Source organism: Nocardiopsis nanhaiensis, from assembly GCF_054778635.1.
This window is the reverse complement of sequence record NZ_BAAGZJ010000014.1, coordinates 1-24,866: the sequence shown is the minus strand read 5'-3', so window position 1 is coordinate 24,866 and position 24,866 is coordinate 1. Positions and strand designations below refer to the sequence as shown.

Genomic DNA, 24,866 nt, shown 5'->3' with positions numbered 1-24,866 from the left:
CGGTCCGCGCACTGAGATCCTGGGAGGCAACCGTGGCGCTGGAGATCCGTCCGATGGGAGACGGGGACGTCGACGCTCTGGTGGGGGTATCGCTGGCCGCCGACACGCTCTTCGCGGAGGCCGGACTCGATCTTCCTCCGGACGACCCGCGCGAGATGCTGGGACACGTGGAGCGGGTTCTGGTGGCGGTCGCGGACGGGCGCGTGTGCGGGCTGGCGGCCACGGTCACCTTGGACGGGGCCACGCATCTGGAACAGCTCGCCGTGCACCCGGACCACGGGCGTCGCGGTATCGGGAGCGCGCTTCTGGAGGCGGTCTGCGCCGAAGCCGCGGACCACGGGCACATCCGCGCCACGCTCACCACCTTCCGTGACCTGGCTTGGAACGGGCCTTGGTACGAGCGGCGGGGCTTCTCCGTGCTGCCGAGGTCGCAGTGGGGACCGGGGTTGGAGCGGCAGTGGGTGGACGAGGAGCGGGCCGGGATCTCGGTGCGGCCGCGGGTCGCGATGTCTCGGCACCCCTGAGCTGACCGCGTCCGGTGCATTCCGCTGGATTTGGAAGAATGCGGCCATGCCTCCCACCGAACCCCCGGAACCCACCGAAGACCTCTCCGCGCTCGTGCCGAGCAAGGCCGTCGGCCGCTACGAGCTCGGCGACGAACTCGGCAGCGGCGCGATGGGCACGGTGTGGCGTGCCTTCGACACCCGTCTGGGGCGGAGCGTGGCGGTCAAGGAGGTCCACCTCCCAGCCGACATGCCGCCCCGGGAGCGGGCGCGGGCGCGCGCCCGGATGGTGCGCGAGGCGCAGGCCGCGGCGCGCGTCTCCCACCCGTCGGTGGTGACCGTCCACGACGTGTTGGAGGTCGGCGGTGTCCCGTACATCGTCATGGAGCTGTTGGACGGGGAGTCACTGCGGGAACGGATCCAACGCGCGGGGCCCCTGCCGGAGCACGAGGTGGAACGGATGGCGCGGCCGCTGCTGGGCGCGCTGTGGGCCGCGCACCGGGCGGGGGTGATCCACCGGGACGTCAAGCCCGCCAACATCATGCTGTCGGAGGGCGGTGCGCGGCCGGTCCTGACCGATTTCGGGATCGCCAACCTGTCCGACAGCGGGGCGACCTCGCTCACCGGAACCGGGACGATCCTCGGCACCGCGGCCTACGCCGCGCCCGAGCGCCTGGACCAGGATGAGACGACCGCGATCTCGGACCTGTGGAGCCTGGGCGCCACGCTGTTCGCGGCGCTGGCCGGGGAGTCCCCGTTCAAGCGGGAGACGCTCACGTCGACTCTCACGGCGGTGCTCACCCTCCCGGTACCGGACCCTCCGGCCCGGGGGCGCTTGGTCCCGCTGATCAGCGGACTGCTGCAACGGGACCCGAGGGTGCGCTTGGCTCCGGACCGGGCGCTGGCCCTGCTCTCCCCGGCCCCGTCCGCGCCGGGGTCGGACGACCCTCAGGGTGGCAGGCCCAAGAGCTCCGCGCGGCGGTTCGCGCTGTGGGCGGCCGCCGCGGCCCTGGTGGTCCTGGTTGCGGCAGCCCTCACGGTACGGATCCTGCTTCCGGGGCAGGCGGAGGACGCAGGTCCGCCCGCTACCCCGGCGGAGGGGGGCACCGGATCCGAGGAGGAGGCCGACGGGTCCGGGACCGCGACGGGGGAAGACGTGCCCGATGGCTTCGTCTGGATCGACGACGATGCCATGGGCTTGGCGGTTCCGGAGGACTGGGGGGTCGCGGACACCACCGACGAGCACGAGGGCGAGGCGTCCACCCGCCTGGCCGGGTACGAGTTCGAGACCGGGGTGGCGACGGGCACGGCCGAAGCCACCGCCACAGGCTACGAGGTCCTGGCACGTGGGGCCGAGGACTCCATGTTGCGCTTGGAGGAGATCCTCCTCGAGGACGAGGACTATGCCGGCGTCGAGCGTCTGCGGCTGGATACCGGAGCCACGCCCGAAGGGTGGGAGAGCACCGTCTTCGAGGCGGTGTTCCAGCACGAAGAGCGCGAGCACCCGGAGCGCTGGATGCTGGTCCGGGAGGTCAGCGACGCTTCCTCGGGTGTCTCCTACCGGGTGACCTTCAACTTTCCCCTGGACCAGCGGGAGGACCGCATCGAGGACTTCGAGCGGGTCCTGGACTCACTCGATCCCGTTTCGGAGGACTGACCTTGCCACGGGCCTCGACTGGGACGCCTCCACACGCACCCCCGGCCTCCCGAAGTTGTGGCGGTTGACGGCGAACCGGAGCGATCGGTGGGTAGTCACACGGATACGACCGCATTCACATCGCCCCCGTGTGAAAGGCACTCATGCCCCCACCAGAGCGGACGTCCGTCGACCGTTACGAACTCACTGAGACCATCGGCTCGGGAGGGATGGGTACGGTCTGGCGCGCCCACGACTCCAGGCTCCGCCGCGACGTGGCGATCAAGGAGATCCGGCTCCCGCCCGGACTGGACCCGGCCGACCGGGAGAACGCCAGGGCCCGGATGGTCCGCGAGGCGCAGACGGCGGCGCGGATCTCCCACCCTTCGGTGGTGACCGTCCACGACGTCCTGGACGAGGACGGCAATCCGTTCATCGTCATGGAGCTGCTGGACGGGATGTCCCTCCAGGACCGGCTGGACCGGGTGGGCACGTTCCCGCCTGAAGCGGTGGCGCGGATCGCGCGGGAGATGCTCGGGGCTCTCCGCGCCTCGCACGGGGCGGACGTCGTGCACCGCGACATCAAACCGGCCAACATCATGCTCACCGAGGACGGCAGGCGGCCGGTCCTCACCGACTTCGGCATCGCCAACCTGCTCCACGACGAGGGCACGGTCCTGACCGCGACGGGCACGTTCGTGGGCACCACCGAGTACATGGCCCCCGAGCGGTTCGACCAGGGTGGTGCCGCTCCGCCCTCGGACCTGTGGAGCCTGGGTGTGTCCCTGTTCGCGGCGCTGGAGGGGGCGTCTCCGTTCCGTCGGGACACCCTCACCCAGACCCTCACCGCGGTCCTGACGCAGTCGGTGCCCGTCCCCCGGGCCGGGGAACCGCTCACCCCGCTGATCGGCGGTCTGCTCGACCGGGACCCCGACCGGCGGCTCACCCCCGAGCAGGCTCTCGACCTGTTGGACCGCAAGGGACCGGCGACGGCCACACCGAACCCCCACGCACCACCCGCTCCCCCGCCGCAGTTCCCGGGTCCCCGGAACCCGCAGACTCCGCCGTCGTGGGGACCGGCACCGCACCCGGACCAGACGCCGACCGTGCACAGGCCCGACCCGCACACGCCCCCTCCGCACGGTCCCACCCCGCATACGCGCCAGTACACGCAGGCGGCCCACGGCCCGGGTCCCGAGCACCAGCAGCGGTATCAGCAGCCGTATCCTCCTGTATCTCCCCGGCAGCCCTCGCGGCGCCGCGCCCTGTGGTGGGGAGCCGCCGGGGCGCTAGGCGCGGCCGGTCTGGGCGGGCTCGCCCTGGTCCGGGGGCCTGAGCGGGTGGCCTACGAGCACTTCTCCAACGAGTACTTCAGCCTCGACCACCCCGAGGGCTGGGACACCTGGGACAACACCGATACCAAGGACGACGACCACGAGTCCCGGGTCCAGAGCCAGGTGTTCGTCCACCCGGCCGGGGACCACCAGATCGACGTCGAGATCTACGAGTTCACCGGAGACCCGATGAACAGCTATCAGGACCTGCAGGAGATGGCGGACAACTTCACCCAAGACGCGGACGCCTGGGAGCAGGTCCGACTGGAACGCGAGGAATCCACCGACACCGACACTTCGGACCTGGAGGGCTACCTGAGTGATAGCAGCTGGCGGCTTCCCGAACGCTTCATGGTGTGGCAGTACACCGTCCAGGGGAATCGGGGCTACAACCTGCGGATCAGCGTCCCCGAGGAGGACGGGTCCGACTACCGCCGCATCATCGACGACGTCCGTACGTCCTTCACCCCGGCCTGACGGCCCCACCGACCCCACGGACTGGAGCAGTGCATGCCCACGCCCGCTCAGCGCGTCTTCGGCGGTGTCGCCGCCGCACCGTTCGCCGCGGCCGTCGCCGGGTGCGGCCTCGTAGGCCCCGATATGGAGTACACCGCATACAGCGACGACCACTTCACCATCGAAGCCCCCGAGGCGTGGGAGCCCGAAGAGGTAGAGCCGGGGGACGGGGACGACGAGGAGGACGAGGGCACCGAGGAAGACGGGTCACAGGGGCAGGGGCACACGGTCCGCTTCAACCACCCCAACGGCGACTACGCGATCGAGGTCTTCTACTGGTCCGACGAACTCCTGTCCGCCAGCTCCAACGCGCGCTGGCTGGAGGAGGAGACCCTCGCCACCGTGGACGATCCCGACCACGCGACGAGCGCCTACGAGCGGATCGAGATCCGCCGCGAGGATCCGGACGACTACCCGGACGACTGGGACGTGGCGTTCTTCGAACGCACGCTCACCAACGACTCCTGGACCACCCCGGAACGGCACATGGTATCCCGGACCGTGTCCATTGACGGCCAGGAGAACTACAGCATCGCTTTCAACATCCCGGTCGAAGCCGCCGACGACTACTCCGGGGTCTGGGAGCACGTCTTCGACTCCTTCGAGCCCCGGTAGCGCCCGTTTCCGCCGCGACGCACGCCCGCGCCCCGGCGGGTGAGGGTGCCGGGGCGCGGGCGAAGGGCTCTGACACGGTCAGACGGTGGAGGAGAAGACCTCGTCGCGGGCGTGGTCCAGCGCGTGCAGGAGCGCGCCGCGCACGAGCGGGCTGCCCTCCACCGCGCCCATGGACACTTCGGTGGCGTTCGGTGCGATCCGGGCGGTGGCGGCCCGGACCCGTTCGGCGAGCCTGGTGCCCCCGGCCTTGGCCACGTCGCCGGCGAGGACGACCAGGCCGGGGTCCAGGATCACGCTGACGGCGGCCACGCCTCGGGCGAGCCGGCCGGCGAAGGCGTCGAGGAAGGCGTCGCTCTCGGGGGTGTCCGAGGCGGCGGCGGAGGCCATGACCTCGGTGATGTCGGAGCCGTTGATGCCGTGCTCCGCGGCGAGCTTGACGACCTGCTTGGACTTGACGAGGGCTTGGAAACCGTGCGGCAGTTCCCGGTCCCCGTGCTCCTTGTGGTCCTCGTAGCCGCCGTCCAGGCCCACTTCCTCCGGGAGGGGCGCGCCGGGCACGGGGAGGTAGCCGATCTCGCCCGCACCGCCGGAGCGGCCGCGGTGGATGCGGCCGTCGATCATCGCGGACATGCCGACACCGCCGGCGGCGCTGAGCCAGATGAGCACGAACTCGTCGACGCCCGAGGCGGCGCCTTCGGCGTGCTCGGCCAGGGCGGCCAGGTTCACGTCGTTCTCGATGATGACCGAGCGTTTGAGGTCGGCGCGCAGGGCTTCGAGGACGCCTTCGTGCCAGGACATCAGGTCGAAGGAGAAGCGGATGTCGCCGGTGCGGGGGTCGACGACGCCGGGGGTGCCGATGACGCAGGCGCGGACCTTGTCCAGGGGGACCTCGGCGCTGTCGACCAGGCGCATCACGGCGGTATGGACGAGGGCGACGGGGTCGTCCGAGGCGCTGGGGTCGACGGTGACGTCGCTGATGACCTCCCCGGTGATGTCGGCGATGGTCGCGGTGACGCGGTGGGCGCTGACGTCCAGGGCCGCGACGTAGGCGCTTTCGGGGACGACGGCGTAGAGGGCGGCGTTGGGTCCGCGCCCTCCTGCTTGGCTGCCGACCACGCGGACCAGGTCGCGTTCCTCCAGCCGTGCGAGTAGTTGGGACGCGGTGACCTTGGACAGACCCGTGCGCGTGCCGAGCTGGGTCCTGGTCAAGGGACCTCCGGACAAGAGGAGTTCCAGTGCCGCGCGATCGTTGAGCTGGCGCAGCAGCCGGGGAGTCCCCGGACGTTGAGACATAACCGTGACACCTCACCCTGTTTTTATTAGGAAAGTTTCCTGTTAATTTAGCTCACAACCTCACAGGAGGTCACGTCCCGGCAGGCCCACAGCAGCAACCCGGGCCACCGGTACCCGCGCCGGCGGGGCGGCCAAACGTGCTGTCCCAGCACACCCCCCAAATAGACGTCGAAGCGCCCGGATCCGTCCATGATCCCAGGTCGCTTCGGGCACAGGCGCCGCGCCCCAGCGCGTCGTGCGAAGGGAGATAGGTTCACATGAGGTTCTCCAAGATCGCCTTGGCCTCGGCCGTGGTCATGCTCGCGGCAGCCTGCGGCAATGGATCCGGCGACGACGGCGGAAGCGCCGGCGATGCGCCCGACACCCTGACCGTATGGCGCATGGGTGACGCCAGCGAAGAACAGAACGACCACATGGACATGGTGACTGAGCAGTACCAGGAGCTGCACCCGGACACCGACGTCGACGTCCAGTGGATCCCCTGGGACGAGTTCAGCCAACGCTTCCAGACGGCCCTGGTCTCCGGTGGCCCCGACGTCGTCGAGATCGGCAACGACCAGGTGCCCACCTGGGCCCACTCCGAAGCCCTCTACGACGTCTCCGAGCTCGCCGAAGAGTGGGACGACACCGACGACATGCTCGAAGGAGCCTACGCCAACGGCACCTTCGACGACGCCCAGTACAGTATTCCCTGGTACAGCGGGGTCCGGGCTCTCTGGTACAACACCGACTGGCTCGAAGAGCTCGGCCACGAGCCCCCCGAGACCTGGGACGAGCTGACCGAGGTCGCCGAGGACATCGAGGACGAGTACGACGTTCCCGGCTTCGCCGCCCCGACCGACTTCCTCAACGGTATCGCCAGCTTCGTCTGGGCCAACGACGGCGACTTCGCCACCCAGGAGGGTGACGAGTGGGTCGGCGAGCTCGACTCGGCCGAGACCGCCGAAGCGCTGGAGTTCTACGCCGGCCTCACCGTCGACGGCCACTCCCCCAGCGCCTGTGTGGGCGTCGACGAGGTCGAGTGCGCCCACGCCGACTTCGTCAACCGCGACATCGGCATGTTCATCGACGGCCCCTGGGCCCAGCCCCAGCTCGAGGAGCTCAACGACGACCACGTCGACCACTGGGCAACCGCGCCCATCCCGGGCACCGACGGCATGGCCCCCGCCTTCGGCGGCGGCTCCGACCTGTCCGTGTGGGGCACCACCGAGTACCCCGAGGCCGCCTTCGACTACATCACCGTCCTGAACAGCAAGGACAACGCGCTTCCCTACAACGAGGTCGCGTCGATGTTCCCGGTCTACGAGGACGTCCTCGAGAGCGACGCCTTCCAGGAGGACCCGATCCTCGCCGGCGCCGCCACCCAGGCCACCGGTGACCTGCGCCTGTTCCCGGACACCGCCAACTGGGGCCACGTCCAGTGGGAGCTGACCACCATCCAGACCGCCGTGCAGCGCTTGGCCGACGGCGAGTCCGCCGACGACGTCCTCCCCGAGCTGAACGAGGAGCTCACCGAGGCGCTCAACCGCCCCGAAGACGAGTAACCGACCCCAGCCATCACCAGCGCGTTCGCCACACGCGCCCGGGGCGGCCGACCGTACCCCTAACGGCACCCCCACGGCCGGAAGGACCGAAACGGCGGTCGCCCCCGCTCAACCTGCCAGGAACGGCTGATGACACAAACGCTGGAACGCCCCGCACCCACTGAGGGTGAGCGGCCCAAGAGCCGCAGTCGCCTCTCACCCAGAGCGCGGCACGCGTTCATTCCCTACTTCCTGATCCTGCCCGCCGTGGCCGTCCTGGCCGTGGTCCTCCTGTGGCCCATCGGCCAGATGCTGTGGATCTCGCTGCACGACTACGGTCTGCGGCAGCTCCAGGGGCAGGAAGCACAGTGGAACAACTTCGGGCACTACCTCCACGTACTCACCGACGAGCGCTTCTGGTCGATCTTCCGCAACACCATCCTGGTCTGCCTGGCCATGGTGGTCCTGACCATGGTCCTCGGAACCCTCGTCGGTCTGCTGATGCACCGGCTTCCGCGATGGGCGTCGACCACGCTGGGCATCGGCCTGATGCTCGCTTGGGCCACCCCGGTGATCAGCGCCGCCATCGTCTACAGGTGGCTGTTCGACACCAGGTACGGCCTGTTCAACGCCATCCTGACCAGCCTTCCCGACTGGCTCGTCGGCTCCGGATGGCAGGAGTTCAACTGGCTCAGCTCACCGAGCACGCTGTTCCCGATCCTCGTCATCACCGTGGTCTGGCAGTCGTTCCCGTTCGTGGCGATCAGCGTCCTGGCCGGGCTCAAGAGCATCCCGAGCGAGCTCTACGAGGCCGCCCGCATCGACGGCGCCAACGGCTGGACGGCCTTCTGGAGCGTCACCGTGCCCATGCTGCGGCCGCTCTTCGCACTGCTGCTGGTCCTCCAGATCATCTGGGACTTCCGGATCTTCACGCAGCTGTTCATCCTCGGCGGCGGCGTCACCAACCGCGAGATCGCCCTGATCCCGACCTACATCTACCAGCTGGGCTTCGCCTCGACCCCGCCGAACTACGGCATGGGTTCGGCGATCGCCGTGATCATGACCGTCCTGGTACTCGTCATCAGCGCCTACTACCTGCGCACGATGATCCGCCAGGAGGAGGCCCGATGAACAACCGGTACCGCCTGCGCAAGCTCCTCGGGAAGACCGGCCCGTACGTCGCGGCCCTCGCGGTCTTCCTCTTCGCGATCTTCCCCGTCTACTGGGTCCTGGCCACGGCCCTGCGGCCCACCGGAGAGATCTTCACCCGCGAACCCACGCTGTTCCCGCGGGAGATCACCTTCGAGCACTTCGAGCGCGTGACCTCCGGGGTCCTGATCCCGGGGGCGTCCTTCTGGTCGTTTCTCACCAACAGCCTCATCGTGACGGTGGGCTCGGTCGCCTTCGCGGCGCTCCTGTCCCTGCTCGCGGCGATCGCCGTCGCCCGCTTCAAGTTCAAGCTGCGCTCGGTCTTCATCATCATGCTGCTGGTCATCCAGATGGTCCCGGTCGAAGCGCTGATCATCTCGCTCTTCATCAACTTCTTCCACATGGGCAACGCCCTCGACATCGAGCTCGTCAGCAACCTGAGCGGCGTGTTCATCATCTACGTCGCGGTCGCGCTGCCCATCACCATCCTGATGGTCCGCAGCTTCGTGGCCGCTGTGCCCAAGGAACTGGAGGAGGCCGCCGCCATCGACGGCGCCAGCGGATGGACGATCTTCTGGCGGATCCTGATGCCGCTGGTCGCCCCGGGCCTGGCCGCCGCCAGCATCTTCGCGTTCATCACCGCGTGGAACGAGTTCCTGGTGGCCTTCACCTTCCTGCAGAACAACACGGGCGCCTACACCCTGCCGATCTCCCTCCAGTACTACTTCGGCGCCGTGTCCGTGGAGTGGGGGTCGATCATGGCTGCCTCGACCCTGCTCACCGTGCCCGTGATGATCTTCTTCCTCTTCGTCCAGCGCCGCATGGTCTCCGGTCTGACCATGGGCGCGGTCAAGGGCTGACCGCCCCGCAAACCACCAACGCACACCTTCCCCGCCACGCGTCTGCCCTCGCCGGGGCACCCTTGATCACCGAACGGAGTTCGTCATGCCACACGACCCGACACTGGAGCGTCTGGCCAACGCCACGCTGCTGGTGCCCTTCGAGTCCCTCCAGGCCCCCACATGGATCCTGGACGGACTGGCGGACGGGATCTCCGGCGTCTGTCTGTTCCACAACAACTTGGAGAGCCCTGAGCAGGTCACCGCGCTCAACGCGAGCCTGCGCGAGGCAACGGACACCCCGCTGATCTCACTGGACGAAGAGGGTGGCGACGTCACCCGCATCGGCCAGGCCCGGGGCAGTGACTACCCCGGAAACGCCGCCCTGGGAGCGGTCGACGACACCGACCTCACCCGCGCCACGCTGCGCGCCCTGGGTGTACAACTCGCCGACCTCGGCTTCAACCTTGATCTTGCCCCCTCGGTGGACGTCAACGTCGCCGACGACAACCCCGTGATCGGCACCCGCTCCTTCGGAGCCGACGCCGAGCTCGTGGCCCGGCACGCCGCCGCCTCCGTCCAGGGCCTCCAGGAGGCCGGTGTGGCCGCGTGCGCCAAGCACTTCCCCGGCCACGGTGCCACCTCGCAGGACTCCCACCACACGCTGCCCAGAGTGGAGGCAGACGCCGATCTGCTGCGCAGACGTGAACTCCTGCCGTTCCAGGCGGCCGTCGACGCCGGAGTCCGGTCCATCCTGACCGCCCACATCGAGCTGCCCGGCCTGGGCTGTGACGGCCCCGCGACCCTCAACCGCTACCTGCTCAACAACCTGCTGCGCGACGACATGGGCTTCACCGGGGTGGTGGTCAGCGACGCCATGGACATGCAGGGCGTCAGCGGCAGGATCGGCATCCCCGAAGCCAGCGTGCTCGCGGTGGCCGCCGGTTGCGACCTGCTCTGCCTGGGCCGCTACGTCTACGCCGACCAGGTCGCCCAGGTCCGGACAGCGCTGATCGACGCGGTCGGCGACGGCCGCCTGCCGGGCGAGCGCCTGGAGGAGGCCGCTGAGCGCAACGCGCGGCTGCGCGACTGGATCAAGAGCACCGCCGAGGGGCAGTCCCGCACCGGCGGCACCGAACTGGTCGGGCTGGCCGGGGCCCGCCGCGCCACCCGCGTGGACGGCGACATCCCACCACTGGAGGACCCGTACGTGGTCGAGGTGGACGCTCCCGCCGGGATCGCCGTCGGCGAGGTGCCGTGGGGGCTGGGCCCGTGGTTCCGCGACACCGTCCGGGTCTCCCCCGAGACGGATGACCCCGCGGCGGTACTCGCCGCCGCCCAGGGCCGCGACCTGGTGGTCGTGGTGCGGGACGCGCACCGCTATCCGAGCGCCCAGGCGTTCGTCAGCGGCCTGCTGAGCGCCCGGCCCAAGGCCGTGGTCGTGGAGATGGGGCTGCCCATCTGGCGGCCCGACTGCGGCGCCTACGTGAGCACCTACGGCGCCGCCCACGTCAACGGACTGAGCGCCGCCGAACTCCTCGGCTCCGCGGGCGCCCTCAAGGCGACCAACTGATCCTCCCCCGCACCGGTCCGGCCCCACTCCCCACTCCTCAGCGGGCCGGGCCGGTGGCCAATTCCGGCCATACTGGTGCACGGCCGCACTGGTGGGGGAAGCCGGAGCGGGGGGAAGCCTGTGGGGAGGCCAAGGGGGGAAGATCATCTCCGATGTCCCCGAAACCCGGTCGGAGAAGTACCCTTAGCATGTAGCACCCCGGCCGTCGACGACACCCGTAGGCGCCCGGTGCCCCATTCGCCCTTCAAACCACGGCATAATCACAGCATGCGCCTTTCAGCCCGGGTCGACTACGCGCTACGCGCGGCCGCAGAGCTCGCTCACGCCAGCGACGGTCCGGTGACGGCCGAGCAGCTCGCACGCGCGCAGGCCATCCCCGGAAAATTCCTCGAGAACATCCTCACCCAGCTACGCCGTGCCGGGTTGGTGCGCAGTCAACGGGGTCCCGTTGGCGGCTACTGGCTCGCCCGGCCCCCGGGGGAGATCTCCCTCGCCGACATCATCCGAGCGGTCGACGGACCGCTCGCCAACGTGCGCGGGGAACGCCCCGAACACGTGGACTACGACGGTGCGGCCCGCAGCCTGCAACAGGTGTGGATCGCGCTACGCGCGAGTGAGCGCGGCATCTTGGAGGGGGTCACCCTCCAGCACCTGGTCAGCAACGACCTCCCCGAGCAGGTGCGCACCCTGGCTGAGGACCCCGAGGCCTGGGTCAATCACACGCACCGCTGAGTGCCGCTCTACGGGGCGGGGAGCACGAACTCGAGGAGCCGGTCACCCCGCGGGGTGACCGGCTCCTGGAACGAGACCTGTGAGGCGGCTGACGTACGTATGCGGGCCGGGTGTCAGACCCCGGCCATATCGGCGACCTGGGGAACACGGTCTGGAACGGGCTCGATGCCGAGGTCCTGGGCGGGGACGGGGTCTGTCGTGACCGCGTCGCCCAACAGGGCGGCCTCCTGGAGCTCGGCCAGAGCGAGCTGGTCGGAGACCTCTCTGAGTACCTGAGAAAGCGGGACACCGAGGGCCCCGCAGATCGAGGCGAGCAGCTCGGAAGAGGCTTCCTTCTGCCCCCGCTCGACCTCCGACAGATAGCCGAGGGAAACACGCGCATCGGCCGACACCTCGCGGAGGGTGCGGCTTTGGCGCTGCCGCAGCCGCCTGAGCACGTCACCAAGTAGGTGACGAAGCAGGACCATCATTCGCGCTCCCTCCCACCGGTAGCGACCTTCATATACAACACCGTACCTGCCCCACGCCCGATTCGGGCACCTCTTGCCGTCCTGTTCGCTGGAGGGGGAACCGCGTACGAGGGTGGTTTTGTTCCCGCGCCCTGGGGTGCGGGGGGAACCCGCCGAAAGGGTCAGTCCCGGGTGTTTCCCGCCACGTCCCCGCGAACGGCGGTCCTCAGGATCCTCAACGCACCCTCGACCGTGTCGTAGCGGATACCCGAACGATCTCCGGTGAAACTGAAGCGGACGACCTCGGTGTGTGAGCCTGATCCTGCCACGGCGGCGTAGACGGTACCGACCGGCTGTCCGTCCTGGGGTTCCGGACCGGCGACCCCGGTGACGGCGAGCCCGTGGTCGGCACCCATCAGACGGCGTACGCCCCGTGCCATGTGGGCCGCGACATCGGGGTGGACGGCGCCGTGCGCGGCCAGCAGCTCCTCGGGGACACCGAGGAGGGAGGCCTTGGTATCGGTCGCGTACGTGACGGCCCCGCCCCGGTAGGTGGCCGAGGCCCCGGGGATCGCCGTCAGGTGGGCGCCGAGCAGTCCTCCGGTGAGGGATTCGGCAGTGGCTGCGGTCGCCCCGGACCGCAGCAGGGCCCGGTGGGCGGCCCCGGCCGCGTCCAGCGCCGCTCCCCCGAGCCGGTGCCCTTCATCCGCCGTCACGTGGCTACTTCTCCTGCGCGCCCTTGGCGCGCGCCAGGCGGACGGCGTCGACCACGTAGACCAGGCCGGTCCACAGGGTGACGGCCAGGGCCGCACCCATGACGCCGTGCGCGATCCACACGAACACCTCGGTGAACGGCAGGAGCTGCAACGGGAACAGGTAGATGCTGATCGCGACGATCTGCAGGACGGTCTTGAGCTTGCCGCCCTTGCTCGCCGGCATGACGCCGTAGCGCAGTACCGCGAAGCGCAGCGCCGTGATGCCCCACTCGCGCAGCAGAATAGCGATGGTCACCCACCACCACAGGTCTCCCTGGATGGAGAGCACGATCAGCGCGGCGCCGGTGAGCGCCTTGTCCGCGATCGGGTCGGCAATCTTCCCGAAGTCGGTGACCAGATTCCGGCGTCGTGCCAGCTCACCGTCGATGCGGTCGGTGATGGCGGCCAGCACGAAGACGGAGAAGGCCGCCATCTCCCACCACGTCCCGTCCAGGAACATGAACCAGACGAAGACCGGCACCATGACCAACCGGCTCATCGTGAGGACGTTCGCGATGTTCCACAAGGGCGCTTGGGGGGCGGACGAGGCCGCGGGGTCGTGCGTGCTCATCTGTCTCCGGCTTCCCCGTCCTGCTCCGCGACGAGGTCGGCCCCGGCCGCCTGGATGACGGTGGCCCGCACCAGGTCCCCGACGGCGAGGTCCTCGCCGTACAGGATGGTGCTGCCGTCGACCTCGGGTGCCTGGTGCTCGGCGCGACCCTCGTAGGCGCCGTCCTCCAGTACGGCCTCCACCAGCACGTTCACCTCGGTGCCGATACGCTCCTCGGCCCGCTGGGCCATGAGCTCCTCGGCGAGGCGGTTGAGCGTGTCCACGCGCTGCGCGACCACGTCCTCAGGCACCTTGTTCTCGTGGTTGAGGGCTTCGGTGCCGTCTTCGTCCGAGTAGCCGAAGACGCCGATGGCGTCCAGGCGGGCCTCGGTGAGGAAGGCCACCAGCTCCTCGAACTCCTCCTCCGTCTCGCCGGGGAACCCGACGATGAAGTTGGAGCGGGCACCGGCCTCGGGTGCGCTCCTGCGGGCGGTGTCCAGGAGCTCCAGGAAGCGCTCGCGGTCACCGAAGCGACGCATGCGGCGCAGCAGCGGGCCGCTCGCGTGCTGGAAGGAGAGGTCGAAGTAGGGGACCACACCGGGAGTCTTGGCGATGACGTCCACGAGCCCGGGACGGACCTCGGCGGGCTGCAGGTAGCTGACCCTGACCCGTTCCAGTCCCTCGACCGCGGCCAGGCGCGGCAGGAGCTTCTCCAGCGCGCGCACGTCGCCCAGGTCCTTGCCGTAGGACGTGGAGTTCTCGCTGACCAGGAACACCTCGCGCACGCCCTCGCTGGCCAGCCATTCCGCCTCACGGACGACTTCGTCGGGCTGACGCGAGATGTAGGCGCCGCGGAAGGCCGGGATGGCGCAGAAGGTGCACCTGCGGTCGCAGCCGGAGGCGATCTTGAGGTTGGCCACCGGGCCGCCTGTCAGGCGGCGGCGCGGGACAGTGGCGCGGTAGGGAAGGTCGGTGCCGTCCGCGCCCTCGGAGTCCTCGAACCCGGCGTGCCCCGGCACGTGCACCTGGGAGGCGTCGCGTTCGGCGGGGCTGATCGGCAGCAGGGTGCGGCGGTCGCGCGGGTCGTGTGGGACCAGCTCGCGCCCGGCCACGACGTCGTCGAGCCGCTCGGTGACGGTGGCGTAGTCGTCGAACCCGATGACGTTGGCTTCGGGGAGGGCGTCGGCGAGTTCGGAACCGTAGCGCTCGGCCATGCAACCGGCGGCGACGACCTTTCCGCCGTTCTCGGCCGCTTCCAGCAGGGTCTCGATGGAGTCCTGTTTGGCGGCGTCGATGAACCCGCATGTGTTGACGACGGTCACGTCCGCCTTGGTGTCGTCGTCGACGAGGTCCCAGCCGCCGGCTGCGAAACGCCCGGCGAGCTCTTCGGAGTCGACCTCGTTACGCGCACACCCCAGGGTGACGAGTGAGACAGTACGGCGCGATGACATGGCTTCCAAGCGTGTGGGAGAGCTTCGAGTGGTACGGGGCGCGGCACGGCCGGAGGCCGGGATACCCGGGTCGGCTCGTGGTCGCGCGACGGCGTCGAGTGGCGCCGCCCGCAACCCCCCACACTACCGTGGTTGACCAACCCTCCCGTACCCCGGCCTTGGGCCGTACTGTGGCGTTCCCCGTCGTGAAGGCCCTCGTCAGTCGTCGATACCGTCGGCGCCGACGGTGATCTCCTTCACCTCTCCGAATCCTCCGCTGGGGCCGAGGTCCTCTCCGTCGATGGCGACCTCGACCGCTCCGGCGTTGCCGACCCACACGGTCACGGGCTCTTCCGTGACGAAGTCCTCGGCCTCTCCGTTGGTGAGGAATCCGGTGAAGAGGTCACCGCCGTCGAGGTCGCTCACCTTGACCCAGGTGCGGTCGTAGGCGCTGAGGGCGACGGTGAACTCCCCGGCCTCCCCTTCCGCGGGGCCCGTGTCCTCGACGGCCGCTTCCTCGGAGGTCTTGGCCGCCTCCTCCTCGGAAAGCACCGAGGAGTCGACGGTGTCGCCGCCGTCTTCACGGACGGACTCGAAGGCGGTGCGGGCGGGGTTTCCGTCTTCCCAGCCCTGCCAGGTCCGGACGCCGACGAAGACGCCGGCGACGATGATGACGGCGACGACGGCCCAGGGCCAGTGTTGTCGGAACTTCTCGCCGCCGCGCGTCCTGGTCCGGGTGACCGCGGGCCGGGCCGCGGCTGCGACCGGGGCCGCGCGGTTCTTCTGGGCCTTTGCCCTGCCTCGTCTGCCCGAGCGCCGGGGCTCGGGCACCCCCGCCGCTGCGGGCTTGGCGCGTTTTCCCCGTGGCCGCCGGGCGAGCTTCTGGGTGCGTTCGAAGTGGCCCCAGTTCTCTGCCCGCTGCTCGGGGTCGGTGTCCTCGTCTCCGATGCTGGGCGGGCCGCCCTGTGCGGCGGCGACTCGGACCGACTCGGACTTGGCGGACGGAAGCCGCTGCGGGGGGATGAAGGTCGGCTTCTCCGTGGAAGCGTGTTCGCGGTCGTACTCCTCCAGGAGCGGCGCGGGGTCGATTCCGAGGTACTTGCAGATCCTCCGGATGTGCCCGCGCGCGTAGAAGTCCCCTCCACAGGGGACGAAGTCCTCGTTCTCGATACCTCTGAGGACCTGCATGCGGATGCGTGTACGTGTGCTCAGGTTCTCCAGCGAGCATCCCGCCGCGATCCGTGCGGCGGACAAGGTCTGGCCGATCGTCGCCATGCGCACTCCCCCCGCGACTATCTGTGCCTACGTGACCCCACTCTGCTACCCAAGGCCGCTCAGCGCAGGTCACCACGCCCCATGGAGCTGCCAAGATCGCACCAAATCGGGCGCCCCGGTCAGCCCCCCCTGATGTCGGTGAGCACGGAGGCGAGGTCGTCGGGGGTGACGAGGACGTCGCGGGCCTTGGAACCCTCGCTGGGGCCGACGACGTCGCGGCTCTCCATGAGGTCCATCAGGCGGCCCGCCTTGGCGAAACCGACGCGCAGTTTGCGCTGGAGCATCGACGTGGACCCGAACTGGGTGGTGACGACCAGCTCGACCGCCTGCAACAGCAGGTCCATGTCGTCGCCGACGTCCTCGTCGATCTCCTTCTTCTTGGCCTCGGGTGCCGCGACGTCCTCGCGGTAGCTGGGCTCGGACTGCTTCTTGCAGTGGTCGACGATCCCGCGGATCTCCTTCTCACCCACCCAGGCGTTCTGGAGCCGGATGGGCTTGCCCGCGCCCATCGGGAGGAAGAGCGCGTCGCCCTTGCCCACGAGCTTCTCCGCGCCGGGCTGGTCCAGGATGACGCGGCTGTCGGAGAGGCTGGAGGTGGCGAAGGCGAGCCGGGAGGGCACGTTGGCCTTGATCAGGCCCGTGACGACGTCGACGCTGGGGCGCTGGGTGGCCAGCACCAGGTGGATGCCGGCGGCGCGGGCCAGCTGGGTGATGCGCACGACCGAGTCCTCTACGTCACGTGGCGCGACCATCATGAGGTCGGCGAGCTCGTCGACGATCACCAGGAGGTAGGGGTAGGGCTCGTACTCGCGTTCGCTGCCGGGCGGGGCGGTCACCTCGCCGGTGCGCACCGCGGCGTTGAAGTCGTCGATGTGGCGGTAACCGGAGGCGGCGAGGTCGTCGTAGCGACGGTCCATCTCCCCCACGACCCACTGGAGGGCCTCGGCGGCCTTCTTGGGGCTGGTGATGATCGGGGTGATCAGGTGCGGGATGCCCTCGTACATGGTGAGCTCGACCCGCTTGGGGTCGACGAGGATCATCCGCACCTCGTCCGGGGTGGCGCGCATCATCAGCGAGGAGATGAGCCCGTTGATGCAGGTCGACTTACCGGCGCCGGTCGCACCCGCGACCAGCACGTGCGGCATCTTGGCGAGGTTGGCGACGACGTTGGTGCCCTCGACGTCCTTGCCCAGGCCCACCAGCATGGGGTGGTGGTCCGACGTGGCCACCGGGGAGCTCAGCACGTCACCGAGGCTCACTATGTCCTTGTCGGTGTTGGGGATCTCCACACCGATCGCGGACTTTCCGGGGATGGGCGACTGGATGCGCACGTCAGCGCTCTTGACCGCGAGCGAGATGTTCTTGGAGAGGGCGGTGACCTTCTCGACCTTCACCGCCGGCCCGAGCTCGATCTCGTAGCGCGTGACCGTCGGGCCACGCGTGAATCCGGTGACCTCGGCGTCGATCTTGAACTGGGTCATCACCCCGGACAGCGCCGCGACGACGTCGTCGTTGGCCTTGGTACGCGCCTTGGCGGGCGAGCCGGGCTTGAGCATCGTCGGGACGGGCAGCTCGTAGTCGCCCTCCACCACGCGGGAGGGGATGGACAGCTGTTCGGTGGTGGCCGGGGGCGGTGTGGGATCGGGAGTAGGCGCCTTGGCCTTCTTTCGGGCAGCGGGCTTCTTGGCCTCCGCCTCCCCCGCTGCCTCGTCGGTGAGGGCGGGGGCGACCGGCCCCGGTTCGGGTTCGCTGGGCAGGACCGGGCTGTCGTAGGGGCGTTCGTGGTCGCCCGCGACCGTCTCCCCCTTGGGCTTGCGCTTACGCCGCTTGGCGGGCTTCTCCTCGGCGTCCGCTCCGAGGATGCCGATCCCGGAGTCGGGGCCGGTGTCGCGCTCCATCAGGGCGCCGAACAGGGTCTGGAGGCGCTCCGGGATCCGCCGGATCGGGGTGGCGGTCACCACCAGGATGCCGAACATCAGGATCAGCGCGAGGAGCAGGCCGGTGAGCCACGGTGTCACCACGGCGCTGAGCGGTCCGGAGGCGACGAACCCGATGAGGCCGCCCGAGTTCTGCAGCCCTTCGATGCCGTCTGCTGGCTGCGGGATTCCGTGCGCGATGTGGATCAGGCCGAGCAGGCCGAGCATGATCGCGGTGACTCCGATGAAGAGCCGACCGGCATCACCCTCCTTGCCGGTGCTCGGCGTGCGCATCAGCTTCACGGCGATGGGCAGGAAGAGCAGCGGCAGGATCGGGGAGAAGGTACCGAAGCCTCCCACGATCACGAAGCGGGTGGCTTCCAGCAGAGGCCCGTCGCTCTGCCACCACACCGCGGCGGCCACGAGGATGCCCAAGGCCAGCAGTACCAGGCCGATGCCGTCCCGCCGCAGGTCCGGGTCGAGGTCGCGTGCGCTGCGACCGACCGCTCGCGCCGCGCCGCCCACGGTGTGCGCGATGAGCTTCCACAGCACGAGCAGGAACTGGCCGAAGAGGGTGAACACGTAGGCGATGGGCCCGTCAGGCATGCGCTTCTGGGCGGGGGGCTTGCGCCCGCTGGACTTCTTACGCCCGGAACCACCAGAGGAGGCGCGCGTGGCCATCGGGGGTCACCTCCACGGGGGACGGGGTTGGAGCCCGGACACAGCCGCCCGGCACGGCGGAAGCCTACTAAGACGGCATAGCCGAGGCACGAACGCTGGACGGCGTGTCGTGATGCCCGTCAAGCCGCGATACCCGTTCGGGCGCCGGCAGTGTTCCGGCGCCGAGGGCACTCACGCCGAACGGCCCGGGAGTCCTCCCGGGCCGTTCGGCGTAGCGTGTTCGGGTCAGACCTCGACCAGAACAGGGATGATCATGGGACGACGGCGGTAGGTCTCGTTGACCCAGCGCCCCGTGCTGCGGCGGATGAGCTGCCGGATCTGGTGCGGGTCGTTGACGCCGTCGGAGGCCGCCTTGTCCAGAGCGGCCTGGAGCTTGTCGATGACGTCGTCGTAGGCGTCCGCGCCGATGCCCGCGCCCCGGGTGTGGATCTCGGGCTCGCCGAGCATCTTGCCCGTGTTGGAGTCCACCGCGAGGACCACGGAGATGAAGCCCTCCTCTCCGAGGATGCGGCGGTCCTTGAGCGAGGCGTCGGTGACGTCGCCGACCGACGAGCCGTCCACGTACACGTACCCGGCCTGCACGGCACCCACGATCTTGGCGCGGTTCTTGTACAGGTCGACGACCACGCCGTCCTCGGCGATGACGATGCGGTCGTTCGGGACGCCCGTGAGCTTGGCGAGGTCGGCGTGGGCGCGCATGTGCCGCCACTCACCGTGCACCGGCATGAAGTTGCGCGGGCGCACCATGTTGAGCACGTAGAGCAGTTCGCCGGCGGAGGCGTGCCCGGAGACGTGCACCAGGGCGTTGCCCTTGTGCACGACGTTGGCACCCCAGCGGGTCAGACCGTTGATCACCCGGTTGACCGAGGTCTCGTTGCCCGGGATGAGCGACGAGGCGAGCAGGACGGTGTCGCCCTCCGCGATGCGGATCTGGTGGTCGCGGTTGGCCATGCGGCTGAGCGCGGCCATGGGCTCGCCCTGCGAGCCGGTGCAGACCAGCACGACCTCGTCCGCCGGCAGCTTGTCGAGCTGCTTGACGTCGACGATGGTGTCGCCGGGGATGCTCAGGTAGCCGAGGTCGCGCGCGATGTTCATGTTGCGGACCATGGAACGGCCCACGAACGCGATCTTGCGGCCGTGCGCGGTCGCCGAGTCGATGACCTGCTGGACCCGGTGCACGTGCGAGGCGAAGCACGCCACGACGATGCGCTTCTCGGCCTGCCGGAACACCTTGTCGATGGCGGCGTTCAGGTCGCGCTCGTTGACGATGAAACCGGGCTGTTCGGCGTTGGTGGAGTCGGACAGCAGCATGTCGACGCCCTCGTCACCGAACCGGGAGAACCCGGCCAGGTCGGTGAGGCGCCCGTCCATCGGCAGCTGGTCCATCTTGAAGTCACCGGTGTGCAGCACCGTGCCGCCGGGGGTACGGATACCCACGGCGAGCGCGTCCGGGATGGAGTGGTTGACCGCGAAGAACTCGAGGTTGAAGGGGCCGAAGTCGTGGCGCTCCCCCTCCTCCACCAGGACGGTCTCCGGCTTGATGCGGTGCTCGCCCAGCTTGGCGCTGATCAGCGCGAGGGTCAGTTTGGAACCGATGATCGGGATGTCGGCCCGCTCACGCAGCAGGAAGGGCACGCCGCCGATGTGGTCCTCGTGCCCGTGGGTGAGCACGATCGCCTCGACGTCGTCGAGACGGTCCCGGATGTAGTCGAAGTCCGGCAGGATCAGGTCGACACCGGGCTGCTCCTCCTCAGGGAAGAGCACACCGCAGTCGACGATGAGCAGACGGCCGTCGTACTCGAAGACCGTCATGTTGCGGCCGATCTCGCCGAGACCGCCAAGGGCGACGACGCGCAGGACGCCCTCGCCCTGGGGCGGGGGCGGGCCGAGCTCGGGGTGCGGGTGACTCATACGGAACCCTCCGTGAGACGTTCGACGCGAACAGCGCTGGCAGGCACGGCCTGGTGCGGGGCGAGCCCGATCGGGCCCTTGACCCCGGCGGCCGCCAAGTCTTCGCGGAGGAGTGCCTGGAGCTCGGAGGACGCGTCGGCGAGCGGTGTGCGGACCGGCCCGGAGGGCAAGCCGAAGAGGTTGAGGACGGCCTTGGTCGTGATGACGCCCTGGGTGCGGAACATGCCGGTGTAGACCGGGGTGAGGCGGCGGTGGATCGCCAGCGCCTGGCCGACCTCACCGTCGTCGAAGGCGTCGATCATGTCGCGCAGGTCGCTGCCGACGATGTGGCCGACGACGCTCACGAAGCCGGCCGCGCCCACGGAGAGCAGGGGCAGGTTCAGGATGTCGGTACCGCAGTAGTACGCCAGGTCGGTGCGCTCCATGACCCAGGAGCTGGCGCCGACGTTGTCCTTGGCGTCCTTGTTGGCGACGATGCGCGGGTGCTCGGCCAGCCGGACCAGGGTCTCGGAGGCGATCGGCGTGCCCGTGCGGTGGGGGATGTCATACAACATGACCGGCAGCTCGGTGGTGTCGGCGATCTCCGAGAAGTGCCGGATCAAGCCCTCCTGCGGGGGCTTGTTGTAGTACGGCGTTACGGCCAGCAGACCGTGCGCGCCCGCCTTCTCGGCGGCCTTCGCGAGCCGGACGCTGTGCCGGGTGTCGTTGGTGCCGACCCCGGCGACGACCTGGGCGCGGTCACCGACGGCCTCGACGACCGTGCGGAGCAGGCGATCCTTCTCGTCGTCGCTGGTCGTGGGCGACTCACCGGTCGTGCCGCTGATGATCAGGCCGTCGTTGTGCTGCTCGTCCACCAGGTAGGTGGCGAGTCTCGCGGCTCCGTCGTAGTCGAGTTCCCCGTCCTCGAGCATCGGGGTGACCATCGCGGTCAACATCTTGCCGAATGGGCGGTACTGGTTCTCTACCATCGCGTCTGAAAGGCTCTCGGGCCCGGTGCCGGAACGGCGGTGGGCCCTCGGGTGCCCCTCCTCCTCTCCATGTGCGTCAGAAATCAATGGGTGTGTCCCGTGCCGGGTGCTTTCCGCCGTGCACGGGCGAAGACGGCGCTGTACGTCCGTCGCCGCGACCGGCGTGTGCGGCCGGAAGCGGGAAAGTCTGTGTCGCCCCGCTCATGGGAGTGCGCGGAAGCTGATCCGGTTCGGCCCCCGTCCTCGTTGGTTGAGGTGAGGGGCGTCCCGGCGGGTGAAACCGAATGTGGAGCCCGAGTCGAGCCTAGACCAGTGAACCTACCCTCCCCGGGCCCGCGCCACGCGGGCCGGACCCGGGGACGCCGCGGTTAGGCGGCGGGGGCGGGGGTTGTCAGGTGGTACTCAGTCGACCTTTGGTGCTCAGTCGTCCTTCTTGTCCGGAAGGAACATGCTGGCCAGCCAGCTCACGACGGTGACGACGATGGCGCCGAAGAAGGCGGCCCAGAAGTCCTCTACATGGAAGGGCAGGCCGAACCCGTCGGAGATCCACTCCGTGAGCAGGAACAGCAGCGCGTTCACGACCAGGCCGATGAGGCCGAGCGTCAGGGCGTAGAACAGGCAGCCGACCGTTTTCACGATCGGTTTGATGACCGCGTTGACCAAGCCGAAGATCGCACCGACCGCAAGGTAGGTGACGATCTGCTCGGTGGTGTCCTGTGTCCTGACCTCGACTCCGGAGACCAGGAGGACAGCCGCCCAAAGGGCGAGCGCGTTCACGATTACTCTGATAATGAGGCTCACAACGTAGATGTTCCCATGCCAAGGCAAGGTCCGAAAACTCCGGTGACGGTGATCTTGTCGACCCGCGCCCCGTGCCCCTTCAGGAGGCCCCCGTGTCCAGTGCCCAGCAGTTCGTCCGCCCCGCCCGCGCAGCCGATGTGGCCACGGTGGTGGACCTGCAGGTGGCGTCGTGGCGGGCGGTGTACGGGGACCTGTTGCCCGAGGACGTGACCGAGGGCCTGTCCGGGGCGGAGGCCCGTCGGCAGTTCCACGAACAGTGGACGGTGTCCCTGGAGTCGCCCCCTACGTCCAAGCACCGGCTGGTGGTCGCCACGGACGAGGTCGGCGGGGTGCGGACCGTGGTGGGGTTCGCGGCCTTCGGCCCGGCCGGGGACCCGGACCTGTGGCCCGCCACGGACGCGGAGGTGTTCGCGCTGCACGTGGACCCGGAGCGGGTTCGGGAGGGGCACGGGAGCCGCTTGCTGAACGCCTGTGTGGACCACCTGGTGGAGGCCGGGTTCGGCAAGGTGCACGTGTGGACCCCCGAGGAGGAGAACGCCCTGCGGTCGTTCTTCGAAGCGTCGGGCTGGCGGGCGGACGGTGCCCGGCGGGAGATCGACATGGGCCGCCTGCTGCCGATGGCCCGGCTGCACGCCGCGATCTCGCAGTAGTCTCGCCAGCTCCGAATGGTCCCGCCAGCTCCGAGTAGTCCCACCAGGTACTACCGTTGGGTAGTTGTCTGGTGCGCCCCACGGCGTACCGCCTGAGCGAACTGGAGGACCGGCGCGTGGCCACGGTCAGTGAATGGGTTTCGGGGCTGCGTCCCCGCACGCTTCCGAACTCGGTCGTCCCGGTTGCGGTCGGCACCGCGCTGGCCTACTCCCTGGACGGGTTCGTGTGGTGGAAGGCACTGCTCGCCCTGGCCGTGTCGATGGCACTCCAAGTGGGGGTGAACTTCGCCAACGACTACAGCGACGGGGTCAAGGGCACCGACACCGAGGAACGGACCGGGCCCACACGGCTGACCGCGACCGGGCTGGCCGCTCCCAAGCAGGTGCTGGCGGCGGCACTGGGGAGTTTCACCCTCGCGGGTGTGATCGGACTGGTGCTGGTGGCGACCACCTCGTGGTGGCTGCTGCTCATCGGTACGGCCGCGATCGCCGCCGCCTGGTACTACACGGGCGGTCGGACGCCCTACGGGTACCGGGGGCTGGGTGAGGTCTCCGTGTTCGTGTTCTTCGGCGTCGTCGCCGTGGTCGGCACAGTGTTCGTGCAGCTGGAGTCGGCACCCTGGCAGGCCTGGGTCGCGTCGGTCCCGGTGGGGCTGCTGTCCTGCTCGGTGCTGGTGATCAATAACCTGCGCGACATCCCCACCGACCGGGAGACCGGCAAGATCACACTGGCCGTCCGCCTCGGCGAGGTCGGCACACGGCGCCTGTTCGCGGGGATGGTCGTGGGGTCCTTCGTCGTGGCGCTCGTGCTGACCCCCGTGTCCTGGTGGGTGCCGCTGGTGCTGCTCTCCGCGCCGTTGGCCGTGCAGCCGCTCCGCCGCGTCCTGGGCGGCCAGGTGGGGCGTGAACTGGTGTTGGGTCTGGGTGAGACGGGGAAGCTGCAGATGGCCTTCGGTGTGCTGTTCTCGATCGCGCTCGCCCTGGGCTGATACCGAGTGCAGGGCTGACTCCTAGGGGGGCTGACTCCGAGGGGTCTGGCTCCGAAGTGGACTGGCTCCGTGCGGAGGCTGAGCGGATGCGATACCTGTCTGACGCGACCGACGAGAGTTTCTACGCGAGCCTGCCCGCGACCAGGGGCGCGGCGGGCGCGCTGATCCGTTCGGGATCGGGAGACGTGCTGCTCGTGCGGCGCACGTACAAGCCCGACCAGCCCTGGGGGATCCCCGGCGGGGTCATCGAGGCCGAGGAATCCCCACTCGCCGCCTGTCGAAGGGAGATCGGTGAGGAGCTGGGCGTGACGGCCCGGGTGGGCGGCCTTCTGGTGGTGGACTGGGTGCCGCCTCGCCCGCCCCGCACAGCGGCCCTGCAGTGGCTGTTCCGGGTGGGCGTTCCGGGGACGGGTTCCCCGATGGGAGCTCCGGAGGTGAGTTTCCAGCTGCCGCCCGACGAGCTGTCCGGTTGGGAGTGGGTACCGCCCGAGAAGCTCCACGAGTACCTGCCCGAGCACATCGCACGACGAATGCTGGCCGCGGTCTCGGTGGATGACAGTGGTGGGGCTCCGGTCTACCTAGAAGACGGGCAGCCCGTCCTGCCACGGTGATGGTGGTGGGGTGGTGGGGGTTCCTTGTTGGTCTGGGGTGCCCTCCTTTCCCGCCGCCCGATTGTGGCCGTCTCCGCTGCGCGCCTCAAGGTCGTCGCCATCGAGCGCTTCGCGCGTCAACGGCGCTCCACCTTGACCCGCTCCGCTACGACGGCGGGTTGGCGGCT

The 24,866-nt window shown here is 69.4% G+C and carries 22 protein-coding genes; 12 read left to right on the top strand and 10 right to left on the bottom strand.

Features of this window, described 5'->3' with window-relative positions; genetic code table 11:
• Positions 1 to 53 precede the first annotated feature (53 nt).
• The 4 genes from ACYVD1_RS09180 to ACYVD1_RS09165 all read left to right on the top strand — a co-directional run bounded on the left by ACYVD1_RS09180 (position 54) and on the right by ACYVD1_RS09165 (position 4,604).
• On the top strand, positions 54 to 524 hold the full coding sequence (locus tag ACYVD1_RS09180) for a GNAT family N-acetyltransferase (protein WP_460770441.1): 471 nt from the start codon (positions 54 to 56) through the stop codon (positions 522 to 524).
• Between the two features lie 46 nt (positions 525 to 570).
• Positions 571 to 2,160 (top strand): serine/threonine-protein kinase, encoded by a 1,590-nt coding sequence (locus tag ACYVD1_RS09175; RefSeq protein ID WP_460770281.1) that lies wholly within the window; start codon positions 571 to 573, stop codon positions 2,158 to 2,160.
• Positions 2,161 to 2,303: 143 nt separating this feature from the next.
• Entirely contained in the window at positions 2,304 to 3,950 is a 1,647-nt protein-coding gene (locus ACYVD1_RS09170; RefSeq protein WP_460770279.1) for a serine/threonine-protein kinase, read from the top strand.
• A 33-nt stretch (positions 3,951 to 3,983) separates the two neighbouring features.
• Complete coding sequence (locus ACYVD1_RS09165) at positions 3,984 to 4,604, top strand: hypothetical protein (RefSeq protein WP_460770277.1); 621 nt, start codon at positions 3,984 to 3,986, stop codon at positions 4,602 to 4,604.
• Between the two features lie 78 nt (positions 4,605 to 4,682).
• On the opposite strand, the gene ACYVD1_RS09160 is transcribed toward ACYVD1_RS09165, so the two are convergent.
• On the bottom strand, positions 4,683 to 5,897 hold the full coding sequence (locus tag ACYVD1_RS09160; protein WP_460770274.1) for an ROK family transcriptional regulator: 1,215 nt from the start codon (positions 5,895 to 5,897) through the stop codon (positions 4,683 to 4,685).
• A gap of 257 nt (positions 5,898 to 6,154) precedes the next feature.
• Between ACYVD1_RS09160 and ACYVD1_RS09155 the strand changes: the two genes are divergently transcribed.
• The 5 genes from ACYVD1_RS09155 (at position 6,155) to ACYVD1_RS09135 (ending at position 11,713) form a co-directional block, all read left to right on the top strand.
• Positions 6,155 to 7,441, top strand: a complete 1,287-nt coding sequence (locus ACYVD1_RS09155) for an extracellular solute-binding protein (RefSeq protein ID WP_460770271.1) — start codon at positions 6,155 to 6,157, stop codon at positions 7,439 to 7,441.
• A gap of 129 nt (positions 7,442 to 7,570) precedes the next feature.
• Complete coding sequence (locus tag ACYVD1_RS09150; protein ID WP_460770269.1) at positions 7,571 to 8,551, top strand: carbohydrate ABC transporter permease; 981 nt, start codon at positions 7,571 to 7,573, stop codon at positions 8,549 to 8,551.
• Positions 8,548 to 9,429: a carbohydrate ABC transporter permease gene (locus ACYVD1_RS09145; RefSeq protein ID WP_460770267.1), complete on the top strand. Its 882-nt coding sequence runs from the start codon at positions 8,548 to 8,550 to the stop codon at positions 9,427 to 9,429. Before ACYVD1_RS09150 ends, ACYVD1_RS09145 begins: the two co-directional genes overlap by 4 nt.
• Positions 9,430 to 9,514: 85 nt before the next feature.
• The gene (locus ACYVD1_RS09140) at positions 9,515 to 10,981 is read left to right on the top strand and encodes a glycoside hydrolase family 3 protein (RefSeq protein WP_460770265.1); all 1,467 of its coding nucleotides are present in this window, start codon (positions 9,515 to 9,517) and stop codon (positions 10,979 to 10,981) included.
• A gap of 267 nt (positions 10,982 to 11,248) precedes the next feature.
• Positions 11,249 to 11,713, top strand: coding sequence for an RrF2 family transcriptional regulator (locus ACYVD1_RS09135; protein ID WP_460770262.1), 465 nt, complete (start codon positions 11,249 to 11,251; stop codon positions 11,711 to 11,713).
• A 113-nt stretch (positions 11,714 to 11,826) separates the two neighbouring features.
• Here ACYVD1_RS09135 and ACYVD1_RS09130 read toward each other — a convergent pair whose 3' ends face one another.
• The 9 genes from ACYVD1_RS09130 to ACYVD1_RS09090 all read right to left on the bottom strand — a co-directional run bounded on the left by ACYVD1_RS09130 (position 11,827) and on the right by ACYVD1_RS09090 (position 22,449).
• Positions 11,827 to 12,183, bottom strand: a complete 357-nt coding sequence (locus ACYVD1_RS09130) for a helix-turn-helix domain-containing protein (RefSeq protein WP_460756979.1) — start codon at positions 12,181 to 12,183, stop codon at positions 11,827 to 11,829.
• A 161-nt stretch (positions 12,184 to 12,344) separates the two neighbouring features.
• A complete protein-coding gene (locus tag ACYVD1_RS09125) occupies positions 12,345 to 12,878 on the bottom strand; it encodes a CinA family protein (protein ID WP_460770259.1) in 534 nt (177 codons plus the stop codon).
• A gap of 4 nt (positions 12,879 to 12,882) precedes the next feature.
• Positions 12,883 to 13,488 (bottom strand): CDP-diacylglycerol--glycerol-3-phosphate 3-phosphatidyltransferase, encoded by a 606-nt coding sequence (pgsA, locus tag ACYVD1_RS09120; protein ID WP_460770257.1) that lies wholly within the window; start codon positions 13,486 to 13,488, stop codon positions 12,883 to 12,885.
• Entirely contained in the window at positions 13,485 to 14,918 is a 1,434-nt protein-coding gene (rimO, locus tag ACYVD1_RS09115) for a 30S ribosomal protein S12 methylthiotransferase RimO (RefSeq protein WP_460770254.1), read from the bottom strand. The genes pgsA and rimO overlap by 4 nt, the downstream gene beginning before the upstream one ends.
• Positions 14,919 to 15,116: 198 nt before the next feature.
• Entirely contained in the window at positions 15,117 to 16,172 is a 1,056-nt protein-coding gene (locus ACYVD1_RS09110; protein WP_460770252.1) for a helix-turn-helix domain-containing protein, read from the bottom strand.
• Between the two features lie 119 nt (positions 16,173 to 16,291).
• Positions 16,292 to 18,769 carry a DNA translocase FtsK gene (locus ACYVD1_RS09105; protein WP_460770249.1) on the bottom strand — a complete coding sequence of 826 codons (2,478 nt, stop codon included), beginning with the start codon at positions 18,767 to 18,769 and terminating at the stop codon, positions 16,292 to 16,294.
• A gap of 225 nt (positions 18,770 to 18,994) precedes the next feature.
• A complete protein-coding gene (locus tag ACYVD1_RS09100; RefSeq protein WP_460770247.1) occupies positions 18,995 to 20,680 on the bottom strand; it encodes a ribonuclease J in 1,686 nt (561 codons plus the stop codon).
• Positions 20,677 to 21,648 (bottom strand): 4-hydroxy-tetrahydrodipicolinate synthase, encoded by a 972-nt coding sequence (dapA, locus tag ACYVD1_RS09095; RefSeq protein WP_460770244.1) that lies wholly within the window; start codon positions 21,646 to 21,648, stop codon positions 20,677 to 20,679. Before dapA ends, ACYVD1_RS09100 begins: the two co-directional genes overlap by 4 nt.
• 420 nt (positions 21,649 to 22,068) lie before the next feature.
• Positions 22,069 to 22,449 carry a phage holin family protein gene (locus ACYVD1_RS09090; RefSeq protein ID WP_460770242.1) on the bottom strand — a complete coding sequence of 127 codons (381 nt, stop codon included), beginning with the start codon at positions 22,447 to 22,449 and terminating at the stop codon, positions 22,069 to 22,071.
• Positions 22,450 to 22,541: 92 nt separating this feature from the next.
• On the opposite strand from ACYVD1_RS09090, the gene ACYVD1_RS09085 reads away from it, so the two are divergent.
• From ACYVD1_RS09085 to ACYVD1_RS09075, 3 genes are all read left to right on the top strand, one after another.
• Positions 22,542 to 23,099, top strand: coding sequence for a GNAT family N-acetyltransferase (locus ACYVD1_RS09085; protein ID WP_460770240.1), 558 nt, complete (start codon positions 22,542 to 22,544; stop codon positions 23,097 to 23,099).
• A 116-nt stretch (positions 23,100 to 23,215) separates the two neighbouring features.
• Complete coding sequence (locus ACYVD1_RS09080) at positions 23,216 to 24,088, top strand: 1,4-dihydroxy-2-naphthoate polyprenyltransferase (protein WP_460770440.1); 873 nt, start codon at positions 23,216 to 23,218, stop codon at positions 24,086 to 24,088.
• Positions 24,089 to 24,174: 86 nt separating this feature from the next.
• Positions 24,175 to 24,699 (top strand): NUDIX domain-containing protein, encoded by a 525-nt coding sequence (locus ACYVD1_RS09075; RefSeq protein ID WP_460770238.1) that lies wholly within the window; start codon positions 24,175 to 24,177, stop codon positions 24,697 to 24,699.
• Positions 24,700 to 24,866 lie beyond the last annotated feature (167 nt).